Raw genomic sequence first — 24,335 nt, 5'->3', positions numbered from 1 at the left:
ACCTTTGTGAGAAATAAATAAAGCATAAGAATAAAGAATCTACATAGAGTTCAATGAAAACAGTTGCAAACTGTTCATATTTTGTTATGATAGTGTTACGAAAACGTTTGCATAAAATTCTGATGGGATGCAAAAGGAGAGAAGGACTATGAATAAGACATGGTGGAAAGAAGCAGTTGCTTATCAAATTTATCCACGAAGCTTTATGGATTCAAATGGTGATGGTATTGGAGATTTACAAGGTATTATTGCAAAACTGGATTATTTAAAAGACTTAGGTATAGATGTAATTTGGATTTGTCCAATGTATAAGTCGCCTAATGATGATAATGGTTATGATATTAGTGATTATCAAGATATTATGGATGAGTTTGGTACAATGGCAGACTTTGATGCTTTACTAGATGAAGTTCATAAGCGTGATATGAAGCTTATTATTGATTTAGTTATTAATCATACGAGTGATGAACATCCATGGTTTATTGAATCACGTTCATCTAAAGATAATCCGAAGCGTGATTGGTATATTTGGCATGATGGTAAAGATGGTGCGGAGCCAAACAACTGGGAAAGTATTTTTAATGGTTCGGCATGGGAATATGATGAAGAAACAGAACAATATTATTTACATCTATTCTCACGTAAACAACCAGATTTGAACTGGGAGAATAAAGAAGTTCGTGAAGTACTATATGATACGGTTAATTGGTGGCTTGATAAAGGTATTGATGGTTTCCGCGTTGATGCGATCAGTCATATAAAAAAAGAAGAAGGCCTTAAGGATATGCCAAATCCAAAAGAGTTAAAATATGTGCCATCTTTTGATAAACATATGAATGTGAAAGGTATTCAACCTTTATTAGAAGAGCTAAAAGAAAATACATTCTCTAAGTACGATATTATGACTGTTGGTGAAGCAAATGGCGTTAAGATTGAAGATGCTGAGCTTTGGGTTGGAGAAGAGCAAGGTAAGTTCAATATGGTATTCCAGTTTGAACATTTAAGTTTATGGGATGCAGAGAAGAAGAAAGACCTTGATGTTGTAGGATTGAAAAAAGTATTAACGAAATGGCAAAAAGGATTAGAAAATAAAGGATGGAACGCTTTATATATTGAGAATCACGATAAACCACGTATCGTTTCAACATGGGGAGATGACAAACAATATTGGCGTGAAAGTGCAACAGCTCTAGGAGCGATGTATTTCTTTATGCACGGTACACCGTTTATTTATCAAGGACAAGAAATTGGTATGACAAATGTTCAGTTACCAAATATTGAAGATTACGATGATGTAGCAATTAAAAATTTATATCGCGAGAAAATTGCAGAGGGCGTACCACATCAAGATATGATGGAGATTGTATGGGCTTCTTGCCGCGATAATTCACGTACACCTATGCAGTGGAATGATGAGATGAATGCTGGTTTCACAACAAGTACACCTTGGTTTAGCATGAATCCAAATTACAAAGAAATTAATGTTGAGAAGCAAAAAAATGAAGAAAAGTCTATTTTCAATTTCTATAAGAAAATGATTGCCCTGAAAAAAGAGCACGATGTACTGAACTATGGTACGTACGATTTACTTTTAGAAGACGATCCACAAATTTATGCATATACACGTACGTTACAGGATGAAAAAGTCATTGTAATTAGTAATATCTCAAAAGAGGAAGCTGTGTATAATGAGGGTTCATTTGCACTAGAACGCAAACGTTTGCTTTTAAATAACTATGAAGTTGCAGAACATGAAGAAGTAACAACAATTGCTTTAAAACCTTATGAAACAAGGGTTTATCGCATTTCATAATAAAAAAGGATGCTCTTTGAGCATCTTTTTTTATGAAAAAAAATAAATTTCTATTGCAAAGTGAAAACGCTTTTATTAAAATAGATTTATGAAAACGGTTGCGTAAAGATAAAAATAAAGTAACATAAGGAATCGTTTTCATAAAGGGAACAGAAATTATAATTTAAATCATTATGTTGTTATAAATAAAGGGGAGGAAGAACAGATGAAAATTACTTCTTTTGATTTTTGGCAAAAGTTCGGGAAAGCGTTATTAGTTGTTGTAGCCGTAATGCCAGCAGCTGGTTTAATGATTTCCATCGGTAAGTTAATTGGTATGTCTGCTGGGGATGTTAACGCAGTTCATACAATCGCTCGCGTAATGGAAGACATCGGTTGGGCAATCATTACAAATCTACACATCTTATTCGCAGTAGCAATTGGGGGATCTTGGGCGAAGGATCGTGCAGGTGGTGCATTTGCAGCGCTATTAGCATTCGTCTTAACAAACCGAATTACAGGAGCTATATTTGGCGTAAACGCTCAAATGTTAGCGGATTCAAAAGCGACAGTTTCTTCAGTAATAGCAGGAGATTTACTTGTAAAAGATTACTTTACTTCTGTACTTGGTGCACCAGCATTAAACATGGGAGTTTTCGTGGGGATTATCACAGGTTTCTTAGGAGCTAATCTATATAACAAATATTATAACTATAATAAATTGCCACAGGCATTAGCATTCTTTAATGGAAAACGATTTGTACCATTCGTTGTAATTCTTTGGTCTACAGTTACTGCGATTGTATTATCATTTCTATGGCCATTCATCCAAAGTGGGTTAAATGAATTTGGTCGCTGGATTGCAGCTTCAAAAGATAGTGCACCAGTTGTTGCACCGTTTGTATATGGAACGTTAGAGCGTTTATTATTACCATTTGGTTTACACCATATGTTAACGATTCCGATGAACTATACAGAGCTAGGCGGAACATATACGATGCTAACTGGTTCAAAAGTTGGACAAGTTGTAGCAGGACAAGATCCATTATGGCTTGCATGGATTACAGATTTAAATAATTTATTAGCAAATGGAGATACGAAGGCATATAACGATTTATTAAATAACGTTGTACCAGCTCGTTTCAAAGCTGGACAAGTTATCGGCTCAACAGCAGCGTTAATGGGGATTGCATTTGCGATGTTCCGTAACGTTGATAAAGAAAAGCGTGCAAAATATAAACCAATGTTTTTATCAGCAGCATTAGCAGTATTCTTAACAGGTGTAACAGAACCAATTGAATTCATGTTCATGTTTATTGCTCCAGTATTATATGTTGTATATGCTATTACAACAGGACTTGCATTCGCACTAGCTGATTTAATTAACTTACGTGTTCATGCATTCGGATTTATTGAGTTAATTACTCGTACACCAATGATGGTTAACGCAGGTTTAACAAGAGACTTAATCAACTTTGTTATTGTTTCATTAGTGTTCTTCGGTCTTAACTTTACACTATTTAATTTCTTAATTAAAAAATTCAATTTACCAACACCAGGGCGTGCAGGTAACTATATTGATAATGAAGATGAGGCATCAGAAGGAACAGGAAATGTACAAGACGGTTCATTAGCAACAAAAGTTATCGATTTATTAGGTGGAAAAGAAAATATTGCTGACGTAGATGCTTGTATGACACGCTTACGTGTAACAGTAAAAGACTTAGATGTTGTTGCACCAGAAGCACAGTGGAAACAAAATGGTGCTTTAGGGCTTATTGTAAAAGATAAAGGTGTACAAGCGGTATATGGTCCGAAAGCTGACGTATTAAAGTCAGACATTCAAGATATGTTAGGTGCGTAATAATATGAAATTGCTAACTTTAAACTGTCATTCTTGGCAAGAAGAGAATCAAATAGAAAAGATAAAATATCTTGCTAAAGTAATTCAAGAAGAAGAGTACGATGTCATCGCATTGCAAGAAGTAAGTCAGTCCATACAAGCTGAAAATGTATGCGGTAACAAGAAAAAAGATAATTTTGGACTTTTACTATTAGAAGAGTTAAAAGCGCTATATGTAAAAGATTACAATATTACTTGGGATTTCTCTCATATTGGTTATGACGTGTACGAAGAAGGATTAGCGATTATAACGAAGCATAATATTATAAAAGAAGATACGTTCTTTATTTCAGAAAACGAGGATACAACGTATTGGAAAACGCGTAAAATTGTAAGTACAACAATTGCTTATAATGGTAAAGATATAACGTTTTACTCTTGCCATCTCGGTTGGTGGAATGATGAAGAAGAGTCATTCAAAGGTCAAGTTGATCGTTTGATGGAGCGTGTAGATAGTAATAAGCTCGCCTTCTTAATGGGGGATTTTAATAACAATGCTCGCTTGGAAGGCGAAGGTTATGAGTATATGATGCAAAAAGGGTTGTATGACACATATGAATTAGCAATAGAGAAGGATGAAGGAACGACTGTCCAAGGCGAGATTGCTGGTTGGGATGAAAATAAACATAATTTGCGAATCGATCTAATATTGTGTAACCAAAGTAAAAAGGTTCATTCTTCAAAAGTTATTTTTAATGGTACAAACAGAAATGTAATTTCAGATCATTTCGGTGTAGAGGTTCAATTGGATATATAATAGAAGAAATCCTCACAGAGAATAAAAGCTGTGAGGATTTTTTTTAGGAATACAAGTATTTCCAAGAGAAAATACTTGTATTTTTTATGACATTTCATATATATTTGTTATTATTGAATGTAAAACCGATTTGGTCATTTTGTATTCATACTTTGACTCACTTCGTTATATAATGAAGTAAGTGAAAGTTAATGGGAAAAAATAGTACGTTTTTGGTTAATACACGATGTAGAAAGTGATATAATTGCAAAATGCATGTATCATTTTCTAAAGAAGGAAAAATATATAATTAGGTGATAACTTCTATGAAACAAATTTGGCGTATTTATAAGACAGATTTACGGAATGTAGCCAAACATTGGGCTGCAATTGTTATTGTTTTAGGATTAATGATTTTACCATCGTTATATGCATGGTTTAACATTAAAGCTTCTTGGGATCCATATGGAAATACAAAAGAGGTTCCCATTGCAGTTTCTAACCAAGATGCAGGTTCTAACTTAAGAGGGAAAGATATTAATATCGGGAAAGAGATTGTAGACTCCCTTAAGAAAAACAAAAATCTTGGCTGGAAATTTGTAGATGAAAAACAAGCAATTTACGGAGTTGAGCGTGGGGATTATTATGCAAGTATTACGATTCCAAAAGACTTCTCTGAAAAAATTGCAACTGTTCTGGATGAAAATCCCAAAAAACCAGAACTGGATTACTATGTGAATGAAAAAGTAAACGCGATTGCACCGAAGATTACAGCAAAAGGTGCATCAGGTATTACAGAAGAAATTAGTAAAAACTTTGTAAAAACAGCAAACGGTGAGATTTTTAAAATTTTCAATGATCTTGGAATCGATTTAGAAACAAACTTACCAAGTATCGAAAAAGTAAAAGATCTTGTATTTAAGTTAGAAGCGCAGTTCCCAGAAATGAATACACTCATGGATAAGGCATTAGATGATGCAACTCGAGCAGAAGATGTTGTGAAAGTGGCGCAAAAAGATTTACCTGTTGTAGAGAGTGTAATAAATGATGGGCAGGAAGCATTGGCGAATTTAGATAAGTTCTTTGCAAGACAAGATCAAACATTAAAAAACGCTCCAGGAACGATAAGAAATGATTTAGTAGCAGCAAAAGGCGTTATGGATAGTGCAGCTGCATTTACTGACTTTTTAATGAATCCAGGTGTAGAACTAAATATTCCTGACTTGTCTGGAATGAATGGATTACCTGAATTCCCAGCGAGACCAGATCTTTCTAAGTTGAATAGTGATGGTTATAAGAGTATAGCGCAAAATATTAATCAAACAGTAAATAATGTTTTAAGTTCATCACGTGCAGGAACAGCTTATGGGAAAAGTGTTTTAAATGGATTGCAAAATGGTCAGTTTGATCCAGAACAAGCAAAGAGAGATTTAAATGCGGTATCAGAACGATTACAAACTGGTACAGATGGTATTTCATATCTTATTAATTTCTTTACTGAACTTCAAAAATCGGCGACTACTGATTTTGGTCAAAGCTTTTTCAAAGGGCGAGTGGATCACTTAACTAATGTTAAAAAAGGTATGGAAAATGCAAATAACGGTATTAAAGATATTGTAAATGTTATTGGCAAAGGACAAGAAGTAAAGAAAGATGTAACAGATGTAGCGAATCAAAAATTAGATGCAGCAAATGGATTAATTGATCAAGCTGAAAAAGATTATAATGAAACGTTTGTAGCAGATTATAAAAAAGCAGTTAGCACAGTCGATCAAGCTAAAGTTGATGCAAATGCAGTATATGATAATGCAAAAGCAGATTACGATAAAGTAAAAAATGGTATTGAGGGTGCAAAAGCAGATTTACAGAAAGCAAAAGAAGATGTACAAAATAGAGGTATTAACGGTTTAGATTCAACGAAAGTAGCTTTAAATAGCTTAAATGGTCAATTCCAATCTGGAATCGGTTTAATTGATGATATGATTCCAGTTCTAGAAAGTACAAATAAGGTTTTAGCGGATGTAAATAGTGATAAAAACCTTAATAATGGAATCGCAAAATTAAACAAAGCGAAAAGTAGTCTGCAAAAAGGTGTAGATGCAACGAATAAGGGGATTACACTTCTTAACAATGGCCAGAAACCTACAAAAGATGTAATTGAAAGTATTAACAACGCTGCGAAGGGCGGATCAGCTCAATTAACAGATGTATTATCGACGTATGATTCAGAAATTGTACCTAATTTCAATACAGCAATAGCTCGTACAAAAGAGATGTCGAAAAATACAACTCAAATTTTAAATGATGCAGACAAAAAGCTTCCAGATGTTAAAAAATTACTAGAAGATTCATCAAAAGGTTTAGTAGATGGTAAAAAGAAATTAGCAGACATTAAAGCTGAAATGCCAGCTACTGAGAAAAAGATTAAAGAATTAGCAGATAAAATTCGTGATTTTGAATCTGAAGAAGATATAAAAGACATCATACGCTTATTGAAAAACGATGTTGAAAAGCAAAGTGATTACTTTGCGAATCCAGTCAATTTAAAAGAGAATAAATTATTTGCGATGCCGAACTACGGTTCAGCGATGTCACCATTCTATACAGTGCTTGCATTATGGGTAGGCGCATTATTAATGGTTTCATTATTAACGGTAGAAGTACATGAAGAGGGCGCAAATTATAAGAGCCATGAAATTTACTTCGGACGTTTATTAACATTCTTAACGATAGGTCTTTCACAAGCGTTTATCGTATCGATGGGAGATATATTCTTACTCGGTACGTACGTAGTCGATAAGTTCTGGTTTGTGTTATTTAGTTTATTTATTGGTGGAGTCTTCGTTTGTATCGTATACTCACTCGTTTCTATTTTCGGAAACGTTGGGAAATCGATGGCGATCATTTTACTTGTACTACAAGTAGCAGGATCGGGCGGAACATTCCCAATCCAAATGACACCAGCGTTCTTCCAAGCGATTTATCCGTTCTTACCGTTCACATATGCAATTAGTGCAATTCGTGAAACAGTAGGCGGAATGCTATGGGATATCGTAACGCGAGATTTACTTGTGTTAAGTGCTTTCGTAGTAGTTATGATTGTTGCTGCGTTATTACTGAAAACACCAATTAACAAATCAAGTGAAAAATTTGTTGAGAATGCAAAAGGAAGTAAAATCATTCATTAAGAAAAGGTTCCTACCGAAAGCGGTAGGAACCTTTTTGTTTAATCGAACTTTAATTTTTTTAATGCGTCTGCGAACGGGTTGTTTAATGGTTCTTCTTCTTTTTTCTGTTGTTTCATATATTTTTGAACGTCACGTTTATCAGCTTTGTTTCCAGATTCTTTTTTACGTCGCTCTTGGAATGTTGATAATTTCTCGCGATAGCCACATTTACATGCAAAGATTTGACCTGCACCTTCACCACGTAATTCTAGTTTCTTCTTACATTGCGGACAGCGAGCGTTTGTTGTACGAGATACATTTTTACGATGACCACATTCACGATCTTGGCATACGAGCATTTTTCCCTTTTTGCCGTTTACTTCTAGCATTGGTTTACCGCAGTCTGGACAAGACTTCGTTGAAATGTTGTCATGTTTATATTTTTTATCACTCGATTTAATTTCAGAAACAATTTCTTTCGTATAGTTCTTCATTTCAGAAATGAATACTTCTTTTTTCAGCTTACCTTTTGCGATAGCCTCAAGTTTTTGTTCCCATTCACCAGTTAGTGTAGGGGATTTTAACTCTTCTGGTACTAAATCAAGTAACTGACGGCCTTTTGAAGTAATATGAATATCTTTGCCACGTTTTTCAATTAAGAACGAATTGAATAGCTTGTCGATAATATCAGCACGCGTTGCTACAGTACCTAATCCACCAGTCGATTTTAATGTATCAGCGAGTTGTTTATTTTGCGTATCCATATATTTTGTAGGATTCTCCATTGCTGAAAGTAAAGTTGCTTCATTAAAGCGTGCAGGTGCTTTCGTTTGACCTGATGTTTGCATAATTAACTTTACAGTTAATGTATCGCCCTTTTCGATGTGGGGTAGAAGCTGCTCTTTTACGTCATCAGTTACATCATCGTCTTCAAATCGATTTTCGTATACTTCCTTCCAACCAGCATGTAAAATCGTTTTTCCGCGTGCAATGAACGTTTCACTACCAACTTTAGTACGTAATGTTAGTTGCTCGTATTCGAATGCTGGGAATAAAACAGCTAAGAAACGTTTTACAACTAAATCATAAATTTTGCGTTCTTTATCTGTGAATGCTGAGAAGTTAACGTATCCTTCTGTTGGAATAATCGCATGATGATCGCTTACTTTACTATCATCAACAAATGATTTGTTAGGTTTGATAGGCTTTTGTAATACTTTATGTGCGAAGGGACGGTATTCTCCAACACCACATGCTTTTAGACGTTCTGGAAGTGTTCCAACGATATCAGATGAAATGTAGCGTGAATCTGTACGAGGGTACGTTAGCACTTTATGCTGTTCATACAATTTCTGCATAATATTTAATGTTTCTTTAGCAGAGTAACCGAACTTTTTATTTGCATCACGTTGCAATTCAGTTAAATCATAAAGACCAGGAGAGAATGACTTCTTCTGTTTCTTATCAATTTCCACAACGGTAGCATTTTGTTTATCTAAACTGTTTACAATACCATCAATTTTTTCTTTATTAAAACTACGGCTATTGCCATTTGTATCTTGCCAAGTAAGTTTGAGTTTCTCCATTGTTTGAGCTTCGATGCCGTAGTAAGTTTGTGCTTTGAAGTTCTTTATTTCATCCTCACGACTAGCGATCATAGCAACAGTAGGAGTTTGCACACGGCCGCAATTTAACTGGGCATTAAAGCGAGTTGTTAAAGCGCGAGTTGCATTAAGACCGATATACCAGTCAGCTTCTGAACGTGCAACTGCTGAAGCGTATAAATTGTCATAGGCTTTACCTGGTTTTAAATTTGCAAAACCATCTTTAATTGCTTTATCGGTTACAGAAGAAATCCATAAACGTTTGATTGGTTTATTTAGCTTAACTTTATCGATAATCCAGCGTGCGACTAATTCCCCTTCACGTCCAGCGTCTGTTGCTACAATAATTTCATTTACATCTTTTCTAAGTAGCTGACTTTTTACAGCATTAAATTGTTTACCAGTTTGTTTAATAACCGTTAATTTCAAACGCTCAGGTAGCATCGGTAAATCTTCTAAATTCCACTTTTTATATTTCACATCATAACTTTCTGGATCTGCTAATGTAACGAGATGACCTAAAGCCCAAGTTACAATATATTTATTACCCTCAAGATAGCCGTTTCCTTTTTTATCACACTTCAGTACACGAGCAATATCTCGTGCAACGGAAGGTTTTTCAGCGATTACAACGCTTTTTGGCATATTAAAAACATCCTTTCAAATTTCCATAAGTTAAATATAGCATACATCTTCTTGAGATTCAGTTTCGCTCCATATTTGAGCTGTTTTTAATGGAGTGAACAAAATCCCAACTGATTAAAGTTTCACTTTATCAGTTGCTTCTATATTAAATAGAAAAGTAAAGAACTTGTTATTTTACTAGAATAAGAGTAGACTTTGAAGTAGATGAATAAGAAACACATGGGAGTTTGTGGATACAAACTGAGAGTATGGCTACTAGTCCGTCATTGACCATTTGAACCTGTTGGATAATGCCAGCGTAGGGAGAGTGTAAAAGCACATGTTCAGGCACTTTGCGTACGCGCAAAGTGTCTTTTTGTGTATCTCCCATCATTATAGTTAGGAGATGAAAAGGATGAATATGAAAGAAATTAGTAAAGTAGTGGATTTGGTGAGAGAATCTAATCCGCTTGTTCATAATATTACAAATGTTGTTGCAACAAATTTTACTGCTAACGGTTTGTTGGCACTTGGGGCATCGCCTGTAATGGCGTATGCAAAAGAAGAAGTAGCAGAAATGGCTAGCATTGCTGGAGCGTTAGTATTAAATATGGGGACACTTCGTCCTGAAGAAGTAGAAGCGATGTTACTCGCGGGTAAATCAGCAAATGCGAACAATGTGCCAGTACTATTTGATCCAGTTGGTGCAGGAGCAACTTCGTATCGAACAGAAGTTGCGAGACATATTCCAGCCGAAATAGATTTAGCAATTATCCGCGGCAATGCGGCTGAAATAGCAAACGTTATTAATGAGAAATGGGAAATTAAAGGGGTAGACGCTGGTACTGGAAATGGCAATGTTGTAAGTATTGCAAGGCGGGCAGCAGACGAATTAAATACAGTTGCGGTTATTACTGGAAAAGAAGATGTTGTTACAGATGGAGAGAGAACTATTGTTATTCGAAACGGTCACCCTATTTTAACGAAAGTTACGGGAACAGGTTGTTTACTAACTTCTGTAATAGGAGCATTTGTAGCAGTGGAAAAAGATTATGTAAAAGCAGCAGTAGCAGCATTAACGTTTTATGGTGTAGCTTCGGAACTGGCAGCTGCTAAGACCGTGGAAAAGGGACCTGGTAGTTTCCAAATTGAATTTTTAAATCAGTTAGCGAATACTACTGCTGGTGATATTGAGAAGTATGGAAAGATTGAGGAGTTAGAGTAAGGGGGATGAAACACATGATGCGCATTGAAACAAAGAAGATGTCTAAGTTATTACAAGTGTATTTTATTATGGGAAGTAATAACTGCACGAGGGATCCTTTAGCTGTATTGAAAGAAGCATTAGATGGTGGAGTGACACTTTTTCAGTTTCGCGAGAAGGGGGAAGGTTCTTTAATCGGAGGAGATAGAGTGCGCTTTGCAAAAGAATTGCAGACGCTTTGTAAGGAATATAGTGTTCCTTTCATTGTAAATGATGATGTAGAATTAGCCATTGAATTAGATGCAGATGGTGTTCATGTAGGACAAGATGATGAAGGAATTACATCTGTTCGTGAAAAAATGGGAGATAAAATTATCGGTGTATCTGCTCATACAATTGAAGAAGCACGCTTTGCAATCGAAAACGGAGCAGATTATTTAGGCGTTGGACCTATTTTCCCAACGAGTACGAAAAAAGATACGAAAGCGGTTCAAGGAACGAAAGGATTAGCTTATTTTAGAGAACAAGGAATTACAGTGCCAATCGTTGGTATTGGTGGGATTACAATTGAAAATACAGCGGCAGTTATAGAAGCGGGTGCGGACGGTGTTTCAGTTATTTCAGCAATTAGTTTAGCTGAATCTACGTATGAAAGTACGAGAAAATTAGCTGAAGAAGTAAAGCGAATTTTGTAGAAAAGGACATGTAGTATTTTAAGTGCTACATCGAGAAGTAGACTGCCCAAAAAATTTAAACAAACGTTTGATTAAAAAAGCACAAACCTTTTTAAATAAAGGTTTGTGCTTTTTCTTTAAAACATAATTGAAATTAAGAGCATTCCAATTCCGATAGAAGTAAATGTTGCAATTAAGCCTGGAATCATAAAGCTATGATTTAATACGTATTTACCAATACCTGTTGTACCGGTACGGTCAAAGTTAATGGCAGCAACGATTGTTCCATAGTTCGGAATGAAGAAATATCCATTTACTGCAGGGAACATCGCAATCAGTAGCGCTGGTGGAATACCAAGGGATAGTCCAAGTGGCATTAAGGCACGTACTGTTGCTGCTTGGCTGTACAGTAAAATAGATAGAATGAATAGTGCGATGGCAAATAGCCAAGGCGCACTTGTTACTAAATGCTGAATAGATCCTTGAATCATATTTAAGTTTCCATTAAAGAAAGTATCTCCCATCCAAGCGATACCGAAAATTGCAACAACTGCTGTTGCTCCTGCTTTAAAGACGTTACCAGACACAATGCTTTCTACATTTGGTTTACAGAAAATAATAATAAGAGCCGCGATAGTTAACATAACCATCTCAATTGTGTTCGGCATGGAAAGACGGGCTAACTTCCCATCAACTATCCATCCTGGACGAAGTGCTTCAAATGAACCAAGAAGTACAACAAGGAAGGTTCCTACAAGGAAAAGGATAACTGATAATTTTGCGCCCTTTACACCTACAAATTCTTTTTTCTCTTCAAGCTTAGGAATCATTCCTTCTTTTAATCGTTTTAAGTATTCAAGGTCTTCATTTAATTCTTTTCCCATCTTACTAGCAACGAATGCTGCTAACATACAAGCAATGAAAGTAGAAGGAATACTCACTTTTAAAATATCTAATAAAGTGATTTTATAGTCAGCTAACATTGCTAAAAGAGCAACTGTGGCAGCTGAAATTGGACTAGCTGTAATTGCTTGCTGAGAAGCGATTACGGCAATCGACATTGGGCGTTCCGGTCTAATCCCTGATTCACGAGAGACTTCTGCAATAACAGGAAGTACAGAATAGGCAACGTGACCAGTACCTGCACATAGTGTGAATAAATAAGTAACAATTGGAGCAAAAAAAGTAATACGCTTTGGATTTTTTCGCAATGCTTTTTCAGCTAGATGAACAAGATAGTCCATTCCTCCAGCAGCTTGCAAAGCACCAGCGGCTGTAATTACTGCCAAAATCATAAGCATTACATCGATAGGAGGCGCGGTTGGTTGTAAGTGGAAGACAAAAACGAGTATTGCCATACCAACTCCACCCATTACTCCTAAACCAACTCCGCCTAGGCGTGCACCAATAAAAATACAGAGTAACAAGGTAAGAAATTGTAGCCAAAACATGATAAACTACCTCCGAAATTCATTAGTTAAGATATATTCGAATAGTTTAATTTGAATGAAAATTAAATAAATACCCGAAGAAATCCTTGTTGTTTATACATTTTTTATTATATAACACAAAAAAAGTAACATTCACGTACTTTTTGAAATTATTTTGAAAAAGCAATGCATTAAAAATTTGTATTTATATCTCTAAATAAGTAGACATTTTGATTTATATGTTGTAATCTTTGAAAGAGAATAAATTAATTCTCATAGAACTCCCATATCGTTCAACTCGTTCAGCGAGAAAGGCAAACTGATGGAAACATGAGGACGCAAAACTACAGGAGCTAAGGTCGAAAGGCTACGCTAGCCAGTTACCGGACGGATAGGGTTGGTCTTGGCCAATGCTTTTACATTGGCTTTTTTTTATTCTCGAACATATTGAGAAACATTTTCAAACAAAATATTCATATATTTTGTTTTTTTGTTTATGTTAATTAAGGAAGGTGGATATTAATGAAAAAATATTGGCATAAGTTATCGTTCCTTCAAAAGAACGTCTTATTAACCGTATTAGTTATTTTGACACTTGTTGGAAGTATGGGTGCACTAAGTTTCAACATGTTTCAAAATAGTATGATGTCTTTATTTGAAAGGCAGTCTATTGAAACAGGAGAAATAGTATTGAAAAAATTGGATGTAGAATTAGTTAGAGACATGGCGAAAGATCCTACAGCCGAAAAAGTGAAAAAAGAAAAGTTAACAGAGAAATTAGATGAAGTGTCAAAAGAATTGAAAAGTGTTGGACAAACGTATGTTACAGGAGCAAAGCCGAATGAAAAGCGAGAATTACAACTCGTTGGTTTGACTACAGAGTTAACAAAAGCGTTCCCTATAAAGCCGGGAGATTATTATGAACAACCCGCTCATTGGATGAAGGCATACGATAAAGTCATTGATACGAAAAAGGCCCAAATGACAGAAGTATATGAAGATGAAATAGGTTCGTGGGTGACAATATTAGAACCAATTACAGATGGAGAAAATAATATTGTTGCAATTATTGCGGCTGACTTAGATGCTTCCATTGTTCCTATTACAAAAGAGAAGTTTATGATACAGGGCTTACTCTTTATCATTATTTCATTAGCAATTGCGACTATTACTCAATTCTTTATCGTGCGTCACTCGTTAGCTCCATTAAAAGATTTACGAGAAGGGTTACGTAAAATTGGTGAAGGTGACTTAAGTATTAAATTAAAAGAAAGACCAGATGATATTGGAATTATTAATGTTTATTTCAATAACACGATTGAAAAGTTTAAAGGGATTATAGATAAAGTAAGGCAAACTGCTGAGCAAGTTTCTTCTTCTTCACAAGAATTGTCGGCGAGTACAGAGGAAAACAGCATGGCAGTTCAAGAGATTGCAAGTTCTATTGAAGGTTTAAGAGTAGGGGCACAGTCTCAAAAAACTTCAGTACAACAATGTTTAGAGATTGTACATGGAATGGAAGATAAGGTAGAAGAGATAACTGGGGCTGCGAAACAAGTTGCGGTTGCTTCTGAAGGTATGGAGCAACATTCAATTGAAGGTAATGAAGTGATTGGACAAATTATTAATCAAATGAGTTTAATTCAAAATGCAGTACAAGATTTATCTTCCATCATTTATTCGTTAGAAACAAGGTCAAAAGAAATTAGTGATATCGTAACTGTAATTACAGGTATTTCAAATCAAACAAATTTATTAGCTTTAAATGCTTCTATTGAGGCTTCACGTGCTGGAGCAGCGGGGAGAGGGTTTGCAGTTGTTGCTGATGAAGTACGAAAATTAGCAGAACAAACGGAAGCGTCTGCTAAAGATATAGCGAAATTAATTGGTGAAACACAAGCTGAGACAGAAGATGCTGTAGTTTCAATGCAAAAAGGTTCAAAAGAAGTAGAAACTGGAATTTCACTTGTTCAAAGTAGTGGGAATTTCTTTGAAAAAATCTCCAAATCAGCGCAATCTGTTACAGATCAAGTAAAAGCTGTTTCGGGTAATTCGAGTGACATTTTACAAAATAGCCAGAATATCGTTCAAGTCGTAAATGAATTATCACATATTGCAAACACTTATGCCAACAGCAGTAGTAATGTTGAAGAAAGCATGAAAGAGCAAGAAATATCAGTACAAGATATTGCAGAATTAGCGACTTCTTTAAGTTGGCTTTCTCAGGAATTACAAGAGCTTATTGGTGAGTTTAAAAGCGAATAAGGAGAAAGTTCAATTCTAATCAAAGGGGATATCTCCGCTACTGATTATGAATTGAACGAATCTGCCCGTTAATAAGGGATGAAAAAGGTGTGAATTTTCACACCTTTATTATATTTAAGAGAGGAATTTACATAAATATGAAATTAGCAATTTCTTATAATGAGATGGTAAAAGAATTTTTAGGGAAAGTAGAAGGAAGTATTAAAATACCTAAAGATGTGCAAGGAACGGAACTTAGGATAAAAAGGAAAACTGAACTATTTCCAAATTTGACTCACATTGTAGATTTAATAGGAGCGACTGCAACGTGGTTATATCATATTTCTAAAGAAAAACATATTGTCGTGCTTTATCATGTAAGAGGAAGTTTATTTCCGATTACTATTGAAGTTTCTAATTTTCTCTCCTATGAAAGTTTGAATTTACAGATTGAAGAGCAACTGGAACAAATTAAAGAAATGAATGAGGAAGAAATAGAAGAGTTTCAAAACGGTAATACATTATATGAAATGTCACCTATTATTATTGGTGAAACATATTATGAGCTACAAGACACGAATACATTACAATTTGTATTTAGTAAAAATATGCAAAGTGTAGAAATAATATTTAATAGTGTTAATTGGAAGGAAACAACGATTACTCGTTATGCACAACAAATACAAGGTGTTTTAATTTGTACATCACAAAATAAGAATAATTATATAAAGAATTTTAATATTATTACAGAGGCCGAGATGGCACTTTATAGTCAAGTGAATGATACGACAGCAGTATATCCTGAGAAAAGTATCGTCGATATGTTCTATAATACTGTTACTCAATTTCCAAATCGTATAGCTTTATCTTCAAGGGAAGGTACTTTAACTTATGAGGAGCTAAATAAAAAAAGTAATCAAATAGCTCATATGTTAATTAAAAATGGCGTCCAATTAGGAGACTATGTTGGAATATTTATGAAACGTAGCATAGACACAGTAGTAAGTATGGTAGCTATATTAAAAGCTGGTGCAGCGTATGTTCCGATTGATCCAGATTATCCGGAAAGTAGAATACAGTACATTATTCAAGATAGCCAAGCGAAAGTTATATTGATGAAAGAGACGCCTATAACATGTGATGGGGTTCAAACAGTTTCAATGTATGATAGTGAAACTTGTGAAGATATAGATGTAAAGTTGTCTATTCATTGTGATGATGTAGCTTATATGATTTATACATCTGGTTCAACAGGGAATCCAAAGGGAACGATGTTAGCACATAGAGGCGTTGTTAATCTGTACACTTGGATGCAAAAGCAATATGAATTGACAGAAGAGGATGTATTTGCCCAATTTCCTTCTTTTAGTTTCGATGCTTCTGTATGGGAGTCATTTGCTTCTTTATTCTGCGGAGGAAACTTGTATGTATTATTAGAGGAAGAGCGATTGTCTGTAGAAGCATTTGCAAATGCAATCTATAAAGTGAAAGCAACTTCGATCTTGGCATTAGCAACAATTTTTGTTCGACAAGTAGCAACTTATTTAGCAGAAGAAGATATATATAAGCTAGCTTCCCTAAAAAGAATTGCGATTGGCGGTGAAATGTTGCCTGTAGAGGTTATTAAATTGTGGAGAGAAAGAATAGGTACAAATGTTGAAATTCACAATGTATACGGACCGACAGAATGTACTGTAGTGACGACAACCTATAAAATACCTAGTCAGTTAAATGAGGATGTTGCGAGTATTCCCATTGGTAAACCATGTGCTAATTATCAAGTTATGATTTTGGATGAGAATATGAATCTTTGTCCAATTGGTGTACCTGGTGAATTATATATAGATTCAGTAGGATTAGCAAAAGGGTATTTTAATAAGCCTAATAAAACAATTGAAGCTTTTATTCAGAACCCTTTTAATCCTATAGTTAATATATACAAAACAGGTGATATCGTTAAGTTGTTAGAGGATGGAAATATAGAATTTTTACATCGGAAAGATGATCAAGTAAAGATTAGAGGACATCGTATTGAACTAGGAGAAATCCAAAGTAAAATTTCTCAAAATCATAATATAAAAGAAAATGCTGTTTTTGCTAAGAAGAGTAAGGAAGGTAGCCAATATTTAATCGCGTTCTATACAACTTTAAATAAAAAAGAAATACCAGAATTAGTTTATCAGTTACAAGAGCAATTACCAGATTATATGGTGCCATCTAAACTAATTTATATTAATGAATTACCACTTACACCTAATAAAAAGATTGATGTTAAGAAGTTAGCTCAGTTAGAAGAAAAGTATGAACCGGTTCGTCTACAAGAATATGTTGCACCTTCTAATAAAGCAGAGAAACAAATAGCGCGCGCTTGGGCGGAAGTATTAGGAATTTCAAAAGTTGGAGTGCATGATGATTTCTTTACAATTGGTGGACATTCATTAAAAGTATTACGAGTCTTAACATTATTAAAAGAAGATTTTTCACATTTAACAATTCAAGATTTCTTTAAAGAAAGAACGATATATGGATTAGCTCGAATTGAGCGAGAAGTAAAAGTAGAGAAAGAAGAAGTATTTCGTGAATATAAAGTGATTCACGAACCAGATACTATTACGTATGCAAACGTTTTGGAAGAAACCCAGATTTTAAATGTCTTTTTAACAGGAGCTACTGGTTATTTAGGATCACACATATTATATGAATTGTTGAGAGATACATCTGCTACTATTTATTGTTTAGTAAGACCAACCAAAGATGTGCAACAAAGAATTATAGATACATTAACAGGCTACTTTAGTGATATATGTGAAGAATGGTTACAGCGTATACAGGCCGTAGCTGGTGATCTAGGGGAAGAGTATCTTGGGATGAGCGAAGAAGAATTTATGTTCATCAGTTCTAAGATGGATACGATAATTCATTGCGGTGCAGATGTAAGACATTTTGGAGATGTAAAACAATTTGAAAATATAAATGTCCAAGGAACTAGCCGTATGCTAGCATTAGCGGAGAAAGGTGCTACATTCCATTTTATTTCTACAATTGGTATCCCGTTAGAATTAGCGGTAGATCAATGGGATACATACATGAAAACTGGTGATTTTAATTACAGTGTAGACTTAGAGAATGTATATTTAAATAGTAAACTACAAGCGGAAAACATTGTTCGTGAAGCAATGAAAAATGGTTTGCGAGGAAATATTTATCGTGCAGGTAATTTAGCATGCCATTCAGAAACAGGTTCGTTCCAACAAAATATTGAAGGAAACGCATTTTATCGTCTTATTAAAACAATGCTATTAATTGGGAAAGCACCAAATGTGAAGTGGAAAGTTGATTTCACACCAATTGATTTTGCTAGTAAATCAATTGTATCGTATTTAAAAGATTCGCAAATTGTAGGAGAGACGTTACATATTTGTCATCCACATCAAATTGAGTTTGAACAATTTATACAGTTAATTGGAGAGTGTGGATACAATCTTGAAATGGTTCCACTTTCAGAATATGTAAATACCGGACTTGAATTAGCGAAGGGAAATGAAGTAATAGCAGAGTTAATTGCTTCTCAAGTTGCAGGAGATGGAGCGCAGCAATCTGAAATTGTAATGGGTACGCGTAGAACGAATGAATGGATTAAGAAAAAAGAATTGATAGTACCAGCAATCAATAAAGAATTTATACAGCAGTTATTAGCTCATGGTGAAAAAGTTGGATATTTTCCAAAAATAATGAAATGATTATGCATGCTTTTGTTTGTTCAATAAAATAAATCATGCTACAATGAAAACGAATTAAGGACCGGGGAGCCAATTGGCTGAGAGGATGTAAGTAAACATCGACCCTCAACCTGATCTGGATAATGCCAGCGTAGGGAGTTACTTAAAGTGATGTAGCATATGTTATTCTATAATAACTTGCATACAAGGCTTTCCTACGCAGTAGGAAAGCCTTTTCTTATTTTTGAAATCTAATTTTATAAGGGGGATTTTATTATGTCACAACAAGTTACAATGTCATTTTCAGTAGTACCACAAGCGAAAACGAAAGATGTATATTCTGTTGTCGATAAAGCAATTGAAGTTGTGCAACAATCGGGAGTTCGTTATGAAGTAGGGGCAATGGAAACAACTTTGGAAGGAGAATTAGATGTACTTCTTGATGTCGTTAAACGTGCGCAACAAGCTTGCGTCGATGCTGGAGCAGAAGAAGTGATTACTTCTATTAAAATCCATTATCGTCCAAGCACTGGTGTAACGATAGATGAAAAGGTTTGGAAGTACCGTGATGAATATGCAAAACCAGAAGCAATCTAAACTTATTACAACTATTTGGCTTATCCTTCTCATTGCGATATGGGAAGGATCTGTTTCATTATTTAAAATCGAACCGTGGATTTTACCAAAGCCTTCTGCCATTGTTCAAGAATTAATTGGGATGAAAGATTTACTATTACCAAATACGATGCAAACACTGCAGGAAGTTATAATTGGACTATTCTTTGCAATTTTATTGGGGACGAGCATCGCAATTATTATGGACGTTATACCTTTATTTCGTATTTTAATAAATCCATTGCTCGTTATTTCGCAAACAATTCCAATTGTTGTACTTGCACCGCTATTTATTATTTGGTTTGGATATGGGATGTTGCCGAAAGTAATGGTCGTAATACTCGTTTGTTTCTTCCCAATTGCGCTTAGTATTTTAGAAGGTTTTCAAACAGTAGATAAAAACATGTTGAAGCTGTTACAAACAATGAAGGCGACAAAATGGCAAGTTTACCAGAAAGTAAAATTTCCAGCAGTGCTTCCATACTTTTTCTCCGGTTTAAAAATTGCAGTTACATATAGCGTAATGGGGGCAATTATCGGAGAATGGCTCGGTGCAAATGAAGGATTAGGCGTTATGCTTACGAGGGCTACAAAATCCTTTTTGACTGCCCGAGTATTTGGTGTTGCAGCAATCATCGTTATAGTGACATTATGCCTGTATTTTATCGTAGAGTTTATGGCAAGAATAACAGCACCATGGATATATAGAAAGGACGGCAGAAAATGAAAAAAGGTTTGAAAGTTATGTTAGCTGCCTTAGTAGCGGTAGGTGTGGCTGGATGTAATCCGGCGAAGAAAGAAGAAAGTGCAAGTAAAGATCAAAAAGTAAAAGTAGTATTAGATTGGTTTCCAAATACGAATCATACTGGCTTGTATGTAGCGCAAACGAAAGATTATTACAAAAAGCAAGGATTAGATGTAGAAATTATTCAACCAGGTGACAATGTAACAGCAGAGCAAATGATAGCATCAGGAAAAGCAGACTTCGCAATAAGCGCACAAGAAAATGTAACATTAGCTCGTGTGGAAGGAATTCCTGTTGTATCTGTAGGAGCGATTATTCAGCACAACACTTCAGCGTTTGCATCGCTTAAGAAAGATAATATGACGTCACCAAAAGATTTTGAAGGTAAACGTTATGGCGGCTGGGGAGGACCAGCGGAAGAAGCGACATTAAAGACGATTATGGATAAGCATCAAGCTGATTTTAATAAAGTTGAAAAAATCATCTTAGGACAAACAGATTTCTTTAAATCAATCGGCCGTGATGCAGATTTCGAATGGATTTATTACGGTTGGGATGGTATTGAAGCGAAGCGCCAAGGAAAAGAGTTAAATACGATTATGGTGAAGGACTTAGATCCAGCGCTTGATTTCTATAGTCCTGTTATTATTACGAGTGAAAAACATACGAAGCAAGATAAAGACTTTGTGAAAAAGTTTATGAGTGCAACAACAGAAGGTTATAATTTTGCAATTAAGGAACCGAAAGAAGCTGCTGATATTCTAATTAAAGCTGTTCCAGATGTAAATAAAGATTTAGTTCAAGAAAGCCAGAAATGGTTAAGTACGAAGTATCAAGATGATGCGAAAGCATGGGGAGTACAGAAGGAAGAAATTTGGACGAATTACATGAATTTCTTATATGACAACAAAGTTATTAAAAAGAAAATCGATGTAAAAGATGCTTTTACAAATGAATTCCTTCCAAGTGAAAAATGAGCGGATTACAAATAAAAAATATAGTGAAATCTTTCGACGGAAAGAATGTATTAGAGAATATTAGTGCCTCTATACAAGAGGGAGAGTTTGTTTCCTTTGTAGGACCGAGTGGTTGCGGGAAAAGCACATTATTAAACATGATTGCAAATGTTGAAAAACCAACAAGCGGGAACGTAATGTATAAAGATAAGCAAGTACAAGAGCAAGATGTTGTTAGTTATATGCCACAACAAGATTTATTACTACCGTGGCGATCAGCTTTGCAAAATATCGTTCTTCCGTTAGAAATTGAAGGAAAGCCGAAAAAACAAAGGCTGACAGAAGGAATGGAAGCATTAAAGCAGTTCGAACTAGATGAATATGCAGACCATTATCCAGATGAATTATCTGGTGGTATGCGTCAAAGAATTAGTTTTCTGCGCACATATTTATGTGAAAAGCCAATTATGCTGCTGGATGAGCCTTTTGGTAAATTAGATGCATTTACAAAAATGGAAGTACATAGCTGGCTTTTAAACTCTTGGCATCAAGAGAAGCAAACAATCGTTATGGTGACACATGACTTAGATGAGGCAATCTTGCTTTCAGATCGCGTATTTATTTTATCTCAAAGACCAGCGTCAATAGTTGGCGAGGTACAAGTGAAATTACCTAGGCCGAGAACGATGGATATGTTAACATCACTCGAATTAAAAAAGGATAAAGAAGAGATTTTAAGTGTGTTAGCTCCTTATATGAAAAAATAGAAAAAGCCTTTTAACAGTTTTTAGTATAATTACTGTTAAGAGGCTTTTTTTAGAATATGAAAAGATGGAGAAGGAACAAAAGGAAAAACAGAGAATAGAATATAACAGAGTAGTTTATACTCTTAATATAACAAATGTTAAAGGAGTGAAAGGATAAAATGACTTTATCAACTGTTCTTCAAATGGTTTTAGCTTGATATGGGAGAAGTCTGCCCATTTTTTAAGATTAAGCTAAATTGAAGACAGCAGGTAAAGAACCTTAATCCTTTTTTACGATAATATGTAATGGGTAAGGTGTATTCACCTTACCCATTTTTATATGCATAATTAAATAAGGCTTCATACTGTTGGTCTCTCTATTTAGCTTATGGACGATAAGTAAAGGAGAGAAAAAAATGAGTATATTAACAGTAGAAAATTTAAGTCATTCGTATGGTGAGAAAACCATCTTATATAATGCATGCTTTCGATTATTAAAGGGGGAGCATGTTGGGTTAGTAGGGAAAAATGGGATTGGAAAATCAACACTGCTAAGAATTTTAACAGGAGAACTTATACATGATGATGGGAACATTGAATGGTTTCCACATGTGAAGGTTGGATTTTTGCAGCAGCATATAGATTTACAAGAAGGAATAACAATTGAAGGATACTTGCAAAGTGCATTTTCTAACTTGTATGCGATTGAATACGAAATGTTAAAAACTGCAGAAGAGATGGCTGAAGCAGTAGAAGTAGAAAAATTGTTAGTAAGGTATGGAGAGTTACAAACTATATTGGAAAACTCTAATTTCTATCAAATTCATACAGAAATTGAAGAAGTGGCAATTGGTTTAGGGCTGTTTGAAATAGGATTGGAAAAGGATGTTTCAAAGTTAAGTGGAGGACAGCGGACAAAGTTATTACTAGGAAAGCTTCTTCTAGAAAAAGCTGATGTTTTATTGCTAGATGAACCAACGAACTATTTAGATACAGCACATATAGAATGGTTGCAATCGTACTTGAAACTGTACGAAAAAGCTTATATTATCATTTCGCATGATGAAGTATTTTTGAACAATATTACGAATGTCATTTACCATCTAGAAGAACGAAAAGTTAAGCGATATGTAGGGGATTATGAAAAGTTTTTACAAAGTTACCAAGTACAAAGGAAACAATTACAATCGGCGTATGTGAAACAACAAAAAGAAATTGCTCAGTTAGAAACATTTATTCAAAAAAATAAGATTCGAAAAGCAAAACAGGCAAAAAGTCGAGAGAAAGTATTGGAGAAAATGCAAAGGGTTGAAAAGGTTAATAATGTACCTCGGTCCCGTTTTGCTTTTACTGTTTATAATGAACCAGTAAGTCGTATATTACAGGCTGAGAAACTAAGAGTGGGTTATAGTGAGCCGTTATTTCCAGACTTGAATTTACAAGTGAAAAAAGGAGAAAAGATAGCTGTTGTTGGTCATAACGGTATTGGAAAAACGACAATGTTAAAGACGTTATTAGGTCAAATAAAGCCGCTAAGCGGTTCAATTTTTGTTGGGGAACGAGTAAATCCTGCTTATTTTGCACAGGAAGAGTTTGCTTCAGAAATAACACCGTTAGAGAAAGTTTGGGCAGAACGACCAGATATGACAAAGAAAGAAGTGCGCCAAGCATTAGCGAAGTGTGGATTGAAAGAAGAACACGTATTAAAACCTATTCGTTTATTAAGCGGTGGAGAGCAAACGAAAGTGCGTTTATGTGAACTTATCGTAACGAAAAGCAATGTTTTAATTTTAGACGAACCGACTAATCATTTGGATGTAGAAACTAAGATGGCTTTACAGGAAGCGTTACAACAATACAAAGGAACAGTTTTAATTGTCTCACATGAACCTTCTTTCTATGAATCGTGGATAACAAAAGTATGGAATATAGAAGATTGGAATGCTGAACAATATGAATAAAGAAAAGGCATTAGCTTTTATGAGCTAATGCCTTTTCTTTGTGATTAACATGATTTTCGAGAACTCTTACATGAGAATTGTATGAAGAAGCACTCTTATGGTGCGCTTATAAGCGTGCTTTTTCTTTTGTTATATTTATAATAATACGAAAGCCTTTCCCTAACAGGTGACTATCTTTCTTTATATATATAGATAGTTCAAAATGGAATGAAAAT

The 24,335-nt window shown here is 34.9% G+C and carries 15 protein-coding genes and 3 riboswitches; of the genes, 13 read left to right on the top strand and 2 right to left on the bottom strand.

The genetic code is table 11. From position 1 onward, the window contains the following. The first annotated feature begins 148 nt into the window (after positions 1–148). From ACO6VI_RS13045 to ACO6VI_RS13030, 4 genes are all read left to right on the top strand, one after another. Positions 149–1,813 carry a glycoside hydrolase family 13 protein gene (locus ACO6VI_RS13045; RefSeq protein WP_001044706.1) on the top strand — a complete coding sequence of 555 codons (1,665 nt, stop codon included), beginning with the start codon at positions 149–151 and terminating at the stop codon, positions 1,811–1,813. Between the two features lie 205 nt (positions 1,814–2,018). Next, on the top strand, positions 2,019–3,656 hold the full coding sequence (locus tag ACO6VI_RS13040; RefSeq protein ID WP_000705566.1) for a PTS transporter subunit IIBC: 1,638 nt from the start codon (positions 2,019–2,021) through the stop codon (positions 3,654–3,656). Positions 3,657–3,660: 4 nt separating this feature from the next. Continuing rightward, on the top strand, positions 3,661–4,452 hold the full coding sequence (locus tag ACO6VI_RS13035; protein WP_000771978.1) for an endonuclease/exonuclease/phosphatase family protein: 792 nt from the start codon (positions 3,661–3,663) through the stop codon (positions 4,450–4,452). A 305-nt stretch (positions 4,453–4,757) separates the two neighbouring features. Continuing rightward, positions 4,758–7,619 (top strand): YhgE/Pip domain-containing protein, encoded by a 2,862-nt coding sequence (locus ACO6VI_RS13030; RefSeq protein WP_098834330.1) that lies wholly within the window; start codon positions 4,758–4,760, stop codon positions 7,617–7,619. Between the two features lie 38 nt (positions 7,620–7,657). Here ACO6VI_RS13030 and topB read toward each other — a convergent pair whose 3' ends face one another. Continuing rightward, positions 7,658–9,847 carry a DNA topoisomerase III gene (gene topB / locus ACO6VI_RS13025; RefSeq protein WP_098834331.1) on the bottom strand — a complete coding sequence of 730 codons (2,190 nt, stop codon included), beginning with the start codon at positions 9,845–9,847 and terminating at the stop codon, positions 7,658–7,660. Between the two features lie 209 nt (positions 9,848–10,056). Then, positions 10,057–10,169, top strand: a riboswitch (TPP riboswitch). 72 nt (positions 10,170–10,241) lie between these two features. Between topB and thiM the strand changes: the two genes are divergently transcribed. Together thiM and thiE are read left to right on the top strand one after the other, a co-directional pair. Continuing rightward, the gene (gene thiM / locus ACO6VI_RS13020; RefSeq protein WP_098818307.1) at positions 10,242–11,051 is read left to right on the top strand and encodes a hydroxyethylthiazole kinase; all 810 of its coding nucleotides are present in this window, start codon (positions 10,242–10,244) and stop codon (positions 11,049–11,051) included. Between the two features lie 14 nt (positions 11,052–11,065). Further along, positions 11,066–11,725, top strand: a complete 660-nt coding sequence (thiE, locus tag ACO6VI_RS13015; protein WP_141552614.1) for a thiamine phosphate synthase — start codon at positions 11,066–11,068, stop codon at positions 11,723–11,725. Positions 11,726–11,841: 116 nt separating this feature from the next. Here the strand turns inward: thiE and ACO6VI_RS13010 are convergent, their stop codons facing one another. Then, positions 11,842–13,155 carry an anaerobic C4-dicarboxylate transporter family protein gene (locus tag ACO6VI_RS13010; RefSeq protein WP_000498702.1) on the bottom strand — a complete coding sequence of 438 codons (1,314 nt, stop codon included), beginning with the start codon at positions 13,153–13,155 and terminating at the stop codon, positions 11,842–11,844. A 282-nt stretch (positions 13,156–13,437) separates the two neighbouring features. Beyond that, positions 13,438–13,522, top strand: a riboswitch (cyclic di-GMP riboswitch). 134 nt (positions 13,523–13,656) lie between these two features. Here ACO6VI_RS13010 and ACO6VI_RS13005 point away from each other — a divergent pair. The 7 genes from ACO6VI_RS13005 to ACO6VI_RS12975 all read left to right on the top strand — a co-directional run bounded on the left by ACO6VI_RS13005 (position 13,657) and on the right by ACO6VI_RS12975 (position 24,120). Continuing rightward, on the top strand, positions 13,657–15,399 hold the full coding sequence (locus tag ACO6VI_RS13005; RefSeq protein WP_063546332.1) for a methyl-accepting chemotaxis protein: 1,743 nt from the start codon (positions 13,657–13,659) through the stop codon (positions 15,397–15,399). 137 nt (positions 15,400–15,536) lie between these two features. Next, positions 15,537–19,118 (top strand): amino acid adenylation domain-containing protein, encoded by a 3,582-nt coding sequence (locus ACO6VI_RS13000; RefSeq protein WP_422423451.1) that lies wholly within the window; start codon positions 15,537–15,539, stop codon positions 19,116–19,118. Positions 19,119–19,170: 52 nt separating this feature from the next. Continuing rightward, positions 19,171–19,272, top strand: a riboswitch (TPP riboswitch). A gap of 101 nt (positions 19,273–19,373) precedes the next feature. Next, positions 19,374–19,694, top strand: a complete 321-nt coding sequence (locus ACO6VI_RS12995; RefSeq protein ID WP_000082906.1) for an MTH1187 family thiamine-binding protein — start codon at positions 19,374–19,376, stop codon at positions 19,692–19,694. Continuing rightward, positions 19,666–20,439, top strand: a complete 774-nt coding sequence (locus ACO6VI_RS12990) for an ABC transporter permease (RefSeq protein ID WP_161520387.1) — start codon at positions 19,666–19,668, stop codon at positions 20,437–20,439. The genes ACO6VI_RS12995 and ACO6VI_RS12990 overlap by 29 nt, the downstream gene beginning before the upstream one ends. Next, positions 20,436–21,434, top strand: a complete 999-nt coding sequence (locus tag ACO6VI_RS12985; RefSeq protein WP_000715573.1) for an ABC transporter substrate-binding protein — start codon at positions 20,436–20,438, stop codon at positions 21,432–21,434. The genes ACO6VI_RS12990 and ACO6VI_RS12985 overlap by 4 nt, the downstream gene beginning before the upstream one ends. Continuing rightward, positions 21,431–22,180 carry an ABC transporter ATP-binding protein gene (locus tag ACO6VI_RS12980; protein WP_000016079.1) on the top strand — a complete coding sequence of 250 codons (750 nt, stop codon included), beginning with the start codon at positions 21,431–21,433 and terminating at the stop codon, positions 22,178–22,180. The genes ACO6VI_RS12985 and ACO6VI_RS12980 overlap by 4 nt, the downstream gene beginning before the upstream one ends. A 395-nt stretch (positions 22,181–22,575) precedes the next feature. Then, positions 22,576–24,120 carry an ABC-F family ATP-binding cassette domain-containing protein gene (locus ACO6VI_RS12975; protein WP_161520386.1) on the top strand — a complete coding sequence of 515 codons (1,545 nt, stop codon included), beginning with the start codon at positions 22,576–22,578 and terminating at the stop codon, positions 24,118–24,120. Positions 24,121–24,335 lie beyond the last annotated feature (215 nt).

This window comes from Bacillus sp. PSXD-155 (genome assembly GCF_049310765.1).
Taxonomy (GTDB): domain Bacteria; phylum Bacillota; class Bacilli; order Bacillales; family Bacillaceae_G; genus Bacillus_A; species Bacillus_A cereus.
This window is presented reverse-complemented; position numbering and strand designations above follow the sequence as displayed.